Origin of the sequence: Brooklawnia sp. (assembly GCF_032229645.1) — a bacterium.
Lineage (GTDB): Bacteria > Actinomycetota > Actinomycetes > Propionibacteriales > Propionibacteriaceae > Brooklawnia.
The window spans coordinates 11,925-20,198 of sequence record NZ_JAVTWX010000008.1; the positions used below are offsets into that span (position 1 = coordinate 11,925).

Annotated in this window: 3 protein-coding genes; all 3 read left to right on the forward strand. The window is 67.4% G+C overall.

Features of this window, described 5'->3' with window-relative positions:
* Positions 1 to 54: 54 nt before the first annotated feature.
* From AAFP05_RS00475 to recD, 3 genes are read left to right on the forward strand one after another with little or no spacing between them, the layout of a single operon-like run.
* A complete protein-coding gene (locus tag AAFP05_RS00475) occupies positions 55 to 3,201 on the forward strand; it encodes an exodeoxyribonuclease V subunit gamma (protein WP_341727886.1) in 3,147 nt (1,048 codons plus the stop codon).
* Entirely contained in the window at positions 3,194 to 6,466 is a 3,273-nt protein-coding gene (locus AAFP05_RS00480; RefSeq protein ID WP_341727887.1) for a UvrD-helicase domain-containing protein, read from the forward strand. The genes AAFP05_RS00475 and AAFP05_RS00480 overlap by 8 nt, the downstream gene beginning before the upstream one ends.
* Positions 6,463 to 8,244, forward strand: a complete 1,782-nt coding sequence (gene recD / locus AAFP05_RS00485; protein WP_341727888.1) for an exodeoxyribonuclease V subunit alpha — start codon at positions 6,463 to 6,465, stop codon at positions 8,242 to 8,244. The genes AAFP05_RS00480 and recD overlap by 4 nt, the downstream gene beginning before the upstream one ends.
* Positions 8,245 to 8,274 lie beyond the last annotated feature (30 nt).

Consider the following 8,274-nt stretch of genomic DNA (forward strand, 5'->3'; position numbering starts at 1 on the left):
CGGCTGCGGGTTCGCGACGAAAAATGTCGGCCCCGGGATCTAAGGTGAGTTCCGATGATTACCGAAGTAGCGGTCACCGGCTGGCGCGAAGCCTGTGAGCATGCGGCAGCGCTCGTGCAGTCGAACCCTGCCGGGCCGCTGGCGAGCGATCTGGTGATCGTCCCCTCGGCGGCACATCGACGCGACTTCTCCCAGTACCTGGCCACCCGCGGAGGCGGTCCGCAGATCTCAGCAGGTATCGACCTGATCACCTGGCGTGCGCTGGCCGGGCAGTTCGAGCCCGATGGCTGGCGGGGCGAGGCATTGACGCTGGCCATCTGTGAGGCATTGGCAGCTGCCACTCAGGACGAGATACTCGCGCCGCTGGTGCGTCATCTGGGTGCGCCCGGCAGCCGGCCTGGGCGTCGCTATGCGACCGCGCAGCGATTGGCGCGATTGCTACGCGGCTATGCCATCTACGCCCCGCAGATGATGGACGCCTGGCGCGACGGCCATGACCGCGGTCCCGACGGCGAACCGCTGGCGCCCGCGCAGCGCTGGCAGGCTGTCTTGTGGCGCGCGGTCCGCACGATGCTTTACGGCGACCCTGCCGAGTACTACCGGGAGCGGCTCTCCGAGCTGAACGAGCATCCCGACCCCGAGCTGCCGCAACGGCTCGTCGCCCTGGCATTCGACGACCTCGACGCCCCCGGCCGCCGGCTCATCGAGGCACTGGGTGCCCATCACGACGTGCACCTGATCACCGTGACGGGCATCGCCGTCGACCCGACTCGCGAGGGTTCGGCCTTCGTGCGTCACCACGCCAGCCGCAATGCGGCCGGTAACCCATTGGTGGCGGATCCGCCGGGCCCGACCAGCGTCTTGCACCAGGTACAGCATGAGCTTCGCCACGATCTGCCGCCCGCCCCGCGGGCTGTCGCCGATCACTCGCTGCAGATTCATGCCTGCCACGGGCCTGACCGGCAGGTCGAGGTGCTGCGCGATGTGCTATGCGGGTTGTTCGCCGACGACCCGAGCCTGCAACCGCGCGATGTCGTCGTCTTGTGCACGAGCCCGACCGAATACGCCCCCTTGATCGAGGCGTCCTTCTGCCTGGATCCGGGTGCCGATTTCCATCCCGGACACCGGCTGCGTGTTCAGTTGGCCTCCGGCTCGGTCGGGGCCCCCAATCCTGTGCTGGCAGTCCTGGCCCGGCTGCTCGATCTGTATTCCGGGCGCGCCACCAGCGTCGATCTGCTCGACTTCTGCCAGTTGCCGCCGGTGGCGCATCGTTTCGGCTTTGGAACCGACGAAATCGAGCGTCTGCGCGGGTTGATCGCAGGCTCCGAGATCCGCTGGGGCGTGGACGCAGAACAGCGGCGTCGCAATGGCGTGGCGATCACGCAATCGACCTGGCTTGCCGGAGTCCAGCGAATGCTGATCAGCCTTGCGCTGGCGAGCGAGCCTCCGGTGGCGCTGGGTACCTCCGCCCCCTTCGACCAGGTGCAGGGCTCCGATGCCCGGCTGATCGGCCGGCTCGCCGAGTTGGTTTCGCGGGTTCGCAAGATCAGTCAGACGTTCGCTGCTCCGGCACCTCCCCCAGCTTGGGCTGACAAGCTACGAGAGGCGATCGAGCTGCTCACCTCGACCGAATTCGAGGACAGCTGGCAGCTCAGCCACGCGCTCGGCGAACTGGCCGATCTGAGCGAACAGACGACCGGACGCTATGGTCTGTTGGACGCTGGCGATATCGCCTGCTGGCTGGATTCGAAACGCAACTCGGCCCGTCGGCGCCCGAACTACGGCAATGGATCGCTGCTGGTCACCGACCTGGGTGACCTGGCCGGCGTCGAAGCCCGGGTGGTGTGCATCCTGGGTCTGGACGACACGCATTTTCCCGGTGCCGCAGGCTTCGACGGCGACGACCTGTTGCGTTCGGCCGGGCATCAGGCGTCCATGCACTGGACCACCGACCGTCGTGCGGTGCGGCGCCAGCGGCTGCTCGACGCACTGCTCAGTGCCCAGGACGACGTCGTGGTCATCACCCAAGGCGCCGACCAATCCTCCGGCGCGCTTCGCCCGGCGCCGGTCTGCATCGCCGAACTGATCGATGCCTGCGCTGTTCAAGGCGCTGCGGGGCAGTGGCGATCCTCGTCCGCCGATCAGGCCCGTCCCGAGGAGACCCTCGTGCGCTGGCATCCGCTGCATCCGCACGGCTGGCAGGACTATGCGATCAGCGGCGTCGAGCAGCCGGCCAGCTTCGATCGGCAAGGCCTGCAGGGAGCCCGCGCGCTGCAATCCGCGCAGGCTCCGCGGACACCGCACTGGCAACTGGAGCACGTGGTGCCCGCAGAACTCGAGGTCGACATCGACCAGCTGATCGCCTTCTTCGTCAACCCGGCCCGCGCGCTGCTGCGTCAGGCCGCCGGGACGACGCGTTCGTCGTTCGATCATGAGCTTCAGACAAGCCTTCCGATCGCTCCGGATCATCTGGCCAGCTGGTCGGTCGGCAACGACCTGTTCGACGCGCTCAGTGCCGGTCACGATGCGGAGCAGACCCGCAATAGCGTCTGGTTGTCGGGACGAGTGCTGCCCGGGCCCGTCGGACGCCTGGTGCTCGACAAGCAACTGGCCGATGCCCAGGACGTCGCACGCTCGGTGCGCGCCGCCACCACCGGCCAGTTGACCCTCGCGGACTGTCAGCTGGAGCTGTCCGGCGTCCGGCTGCAGGGCCGCGTTCAGCTCTTCGATGGCCAGGTGGTGGTGAGACGCTTCGGTCATCCCAAGCCGGACGACGCACTGAGCTGCTGGCTGCGGCTCCTACTGGCCGCCGCCGATCCCGACGCTGGTTCGGGGCAGATCGGCGGGCTGCTGGTCGGCAAACGCTGCTATCGGCTCGGTGCGCCGTCGCGAGCCCAGGCGCGGCAAGTGCTCGCCGACCTCATCGAACTCCGCCGCGTCGGCCTGAAGAAGATCCTGCCGCTGCCGCTTCGCACCGCCGCTGCTCATGCCGATCTGCTGAGTTGGAAGTCCGGCGAGCCGATCGACCGCGCGCGGCAGGCGTACCGGGAGGAAGACGCCAACTGGCGGTATTTCTTCCCCGGATTCGATGACCTGAAAGATGCCTGGCCGGGCAGATTCGAGGAATTGGTCGGCCAGGTGATCTCGCCCATCGGCGACCATCTCGACAGATGGCGCCCGGCGGTGGTGCCGAATGAGTGAGATCTTCCGGCTCGATCAGCCGCTGCCCGCACCCGGCACCACGATGGTCTTGGAGGCCAGCGCGGGCACCGGCAAGACACACGCGATCGCCGCGCTGGTCACCCGATATGTTGCCGAGGGCCTGCCGATCGATCGGATCCTGGCGGTCACGTTCTCCCGGCGAGCCACCAGCGAGCTGCGCGACGGCATTCGCAGCAGACTCATCGCCAGCAAGGCGGCGCTCGCCAGTTGCCTGCTGACAGGCCAACGCGACGTCGGCGATCCGGTGACGATGCTGCTCACCGGCGGCGACCCGCAGCTGGTGCGGGCACGCGCCGACAGGCTGGATCAGGCCATCGGGCAGGTCGACGCCGCCCCGATCTTCACTTTGCACACATTCGCATCTCGCATGCTCGACGAACTAGGTGTGCTGGCCGACCACGATCAGGTCACGCAGCTGGAGGCCGATCCTGGCGTGCTGATCGACGAGGTGATCGCCGATGTCTACCTCGGTGACGAACGCTGGCAGCGTCTCGGCTGGGAGCTGGCACAGGCACTCGGCAGACAGGCCGCCACTCATCTGGCCGACCGGCTCTTTGCGTCCAGCCCGGACGCCGAACTGCGGGTGCGGTTCGCGTCCGCGGTGCGCGATGTACTCGACACGAGGAAACGCGCCCGCCGGGTCTTCGGATACGACGACATGATTCTGAGACTGTCGGCCGCGCTCACCGACCCGGACGACGGCGAGGCGGCTGCTACGGTTCTCAGTGAGCGATTCTCAGTAGTGCTGGTCGACGAATTCCAGGACACCGATCCGGCCCAGTGGGCGTTCCTCAAGGCCGGCTTCACCGGGCGTTCGGCATTGATCTTGATCGGCGATCCCAAGCAGGCCATCTACCGTTTTCGTGGCGGTGACATCGAAACCTACGACCAGGCCCGCAAGCAGGCAGGCAACCTGCAGCGACTCGGCACGAACTACCGCTCGGACCCCGATATCGTCCGCGGCATCGAAAACCTCTTCGGGCCCATCGACCTGGGTTCGCCGGGAGTGAGCATCACGCTGCAGCGCGTCGACACCGCCCGGCAGCAACCCCGAATCCGCTGGGACAACTCGACAGAGCCCGCCGAGGTCGTGCGGGTGCGCGCCATCGATCCTGGGCAGGTCAAGGCGTTCGAGGCGCGCGAGCTCATCGCCTCCGACCTGCTGGTACAGATCGGACTGCTGCTGGACGGCAGCCACCAGCTATGCGATCCGGATGGTCACTGGCGGCCGGTGCGGCCAGCCGATATCTGCGTGCTCGTTACGACGAACAAGGTGGGTCGGCAGATTCACACACGCCTGGTCGGGGCGGGATACTCGGCGGTCTTCAGCGGAGAGCGTAGCGTCTTCGCCTCCCAAGCTGCCGACGATTGGCTGACGATGCTGCAGGCACTGGAGACCCCCGATCGTTGGCATCAACGGCGTGCGATGCTGACCAGTCTGATCGGCTGGACCAGCGCCGACATCTCGTCTGCCGGCGATGATGCGCTGGTCGAGATGACCTCGTTGCTCACGCGGTGCGCGCGGCGGCTGGCCGGCCAGGGCGTAGCAGCCGTCTTCGAGACGCTGGTTGCCGAGCGCGAACTCTACGCGCGACTCCTGAGCGCTCCAGGCGGCGAAGAACTGATCGCCGATCTGCGGCACATCACAGAGCTGCTGAACGAGGCCCAGTCGACGCAGCATCTGACGCCGTCGGCACTCGCCGAGTTCTTGTCACGAAGCATTGATCGGGCCGGCGAAGCCGATGAGGACGAGCGGGTTCGCCGGCTGCCGACCGATCGTCCCGCCGTCCGGGTGATGACGGTTCACAAGGCCAAAGGTCTGCAGTTCCCGATCGTCCTGCTGCCTCAGGCCGCAGACAAGTACACCCCGGAGATCGATGACCGCGATCAGCCCGTTGTCGGCCACCAAAGCGGCGAGCGGGTGCTCGATGTCGATTCGCCGCGCGGCCGGGTCGATCGCATCGAGGGCTATCAGGCTGAAGACCTCGCCGAATCGTTGAGGGCGTTCTACGTCGCCTGCACCAGGGCCCAGTCGTTGCTGATCTGCTGGTGGACCCCCACGAAGAACACCGTCTGCTCGCCCTTGCACCGGCTACTGATGAACGACTCCTGGACGACCGCACTCAAACCGGGGTTCTTCTTGCAGGGCGCCGTCGCACTGCGGCGGCCCGCGAAGGTGAATGTGACGCAGGTCGACCCCGATCAGATCGCGCACCGATCGGGCCACCACCCGCGCGAGACCACCTTCACGGGGCTGCTCGATGCCCGCGGTTTCGCCGATCACATTGACCGGGCATGGACGCGCACCTCGTACACCGGCTTGACGGCAGATATCCACGAGCTGGGCCCGCTGCCGGCCTCAGGCCCCGGTTTCGATGAAGTCGAGGTGAACGCTGATGCCGACGCTGCGAAGGCCGCGGATTCCGCCGAGCCACCGGCCGAGGCAGCGGGCGTTTCCGCGTTGGCGGAGCTGCCCGGCGGCGTCCAATTCGGCAGTCTGGTGCACGCGGTGCTCGAAGAGGTTGACCCCGCCAGCCCTCGGCTGGAGGCCGACCTCGGCTCGTCCGTGCAGCGATTGAGTGCCCGCTACCCGTTGACGGGTCTCGACACCGATGCCCTGACCGCGGGATTGGTAGAGATCGTGACCACGCCGCTCGGTGTGCTGACCGGTGACCGCACGCTGCGCGATCTGGGCGCGGCCAGGCGGCTCGCCGAACTCGATTTCGAGGTACCGTTGGGTGCGGCCGCCGGGCATCGTCGCACAGTGAGCGACCTCGCTCGTTGTTTCACCACCCTGCTCGACCAGGCCGATCCGCTGCAGCGCTATGGTGCCCAGCTGGCCGATTCGGCAGCGGCACAAACTACGCTCGCCGGCTTCCTGACCGGCTCGATCGATGTCGTCTTGCAGGTACCCGGCGATCATGAGCGCTACGTGATCCTCGACTACAAGACGAACCGGCTGACCCGCTTTACGCCCGAGGCGATGACCGAAGCCATGTGCCAGGCTCACTATCCGCTGCAAGCGCTGCTCTACAGTGTGGCGCTGCACCGCTACCTGGGCTGGCGGCTACCGGGCTATCACCCGGCCATCCACCTGGGCGGTGTCGGCTATCTCTTCGTGCGCGGCATGAGTGGCGCCGACACGCCTGTGCTCGGCACGATGCCCAGCGGCGTCTTCACCTGGTCGCCGCCGGCCGAGATGATCGTGGCCGCGTCCGAGGTGCTGGCGGGAGGTGGACGATGACCGACGACAGTCTCGAACCTCCGGTGGTCGCCACCGGTTTGCTCGCCGAGTTCGCGATTGCCGGCGCGATCTCGTGGAGCGGAGTGCACCTGGCCCGGACGCTATCGTGGTTGACCGGCGAGCAGCAGCCCGAGGTGCTGCTGGCAGTCGCGCTCTGTCTGGGCGCTCAGGAGTCCGGTTCGGTCTGCCTGCCCATCGGCGAAGCGCATCCGGCGACCGGCGGGCTGGCGTGGCCCGAGACGACGGCCTGGTTGGCGCTGCTGACCGATTCCCCGCTGATCGCGGTCGGCGCCGGGCCACCAGCCAATCAGCGCCCGCTGCGCCTGGTCGGCGAGCAGCTCTACCTGGAACGCAATTGGCAATCCGAGGAGAGCGTCCGTTTGGCGCTGACCAGCCGCATCGCCATGCCGCCGCCCGCCCTAGACCAGCGGCTGCTGGACGATAGCCTGGCAGCTGCTGCACGGCAGTGGGCGGGCGGACCGGAGCTGACCGCCGCTCAACGCGACGCCGTCCGCACGTCACTCAGTAGCTGGACGAGCGTCATCGCCGGTGGTCCGGGAACCGGTAAGACCACCACGATCGCTCAGCTGCTGCGCGTCCTGGATGATCTGACGCCCACGCGTACCAGCGTCGCGCTCGCCTCATTCACCGGCAAAGCGGCAGCGCGCATGCAGCAATCCCTGGATGCTTCATTGGCGCATGACGATCATCGGGGTCCGGGGTGGAAGCATCTTCAGGTTCGTCCCGCGACCACCCTGCACGCGCTGCTCGGGGCACGACCGGGCGGTCGGATGACGCGCGACGCCGACAATCCGCTGCCGCACGATCTGCTCGTCATTGATGAGATGTCGATGGTCTCACTCGATCTGATGGCCGCAGTGATGGCGGCGCTGCGGCCAACTACGCGACTGGTGCTGGTCGGGGATCCGCATCAGCTGTCGTCGGTGGACGCCGGCGCGGTACTCGCCGACATCGTCAGCGCCGGGTTGCCGATCGCCGGCGGGAGACCCGACAGCGCGATCACCGAACTCACCTATTCGCACCGGTTCGCGGGACCCATCCAGCAACTCGCCGATGCCGTTCTCGGCGCCCGTACCGGCGACGCACTGGAGCTTCTGTGTAGCAGCGGCGAGGAATTGTCCTGGATCGACACCGACCCGGAACCTCAGATGATCGCCACGGTCGAATCCTTGAACGCCGATGTCGTCTCGCAAGGGCAGGCGATGGTGTCCGCAGCGCGGCACGGCGATCCAGCTGCGGCGCTGGCAGCGGTGGACGCGCACCGGCTGCTGTGTGCCCACCGGCAGGGACGCTACGGAGTCGGCGGGTGGTCGCGGGCCGCCGAAGCGGAACTGCGACGCACGATCCCGGGCTACGGACGCGAGGGCGAGTGGTACCTGGGCAGGCCGCTGCTGGTCACCCGGAATGCTCCGGATCTGCGGATCTCCAACGGAGATACCGGAGTCGTCGTCCGCATCGACGGTCAGACCCAGGTGGCGCTGTCGAGTGGCGATAGACCACGACTGCGCTCGCCCTGGTTACTCGACTCCACCGAGACAATGCACGCGATGACGGTGCACAAGTCGCAGGGCAGCGAATACGATGCGGTCACCCTGGTGCTGCCCACCCCCGATTCTGCGTTACTCACCCGCGAACTGCTGTATACGGCGATCACCAGGGCCAGGCAGCGGGTGCGGATCATCGGCAGCGCGGACGCCATCACGCAGGCCATCAACACCCCGGCCCGACGGGCGACCGGTTTGGGCAGGCGGCTGTGATAACCGCGATCGGGGCCGGCGGACGCGGCG

What these genes read in the sequence shown, in the direction of transcription:
- AAFP05_RS00475 (WP_341727886.1), top strand. Translation starts at nt 55, where the DNA reads ATGATTACCGAAGTAGCGGTCACCGGCTGGCGCGAAGCCTGTGAGCAT.
- AAFP05_RS00480 (WP_341727887.1), top strand. Translation starts at nt 3,194, where the DNA reads ATGAGTGAGATCTTCCGGCTCGATCAGCCGCTGCCCGCACCCGGCACC.
- recD (WP_341727888.1), top strand. Translation starts at nt 6,463, where the DNA reads ATGACCGACGACAGTCTCGAACCTCCGGTGGTCGCCACCGGTTTGCTC.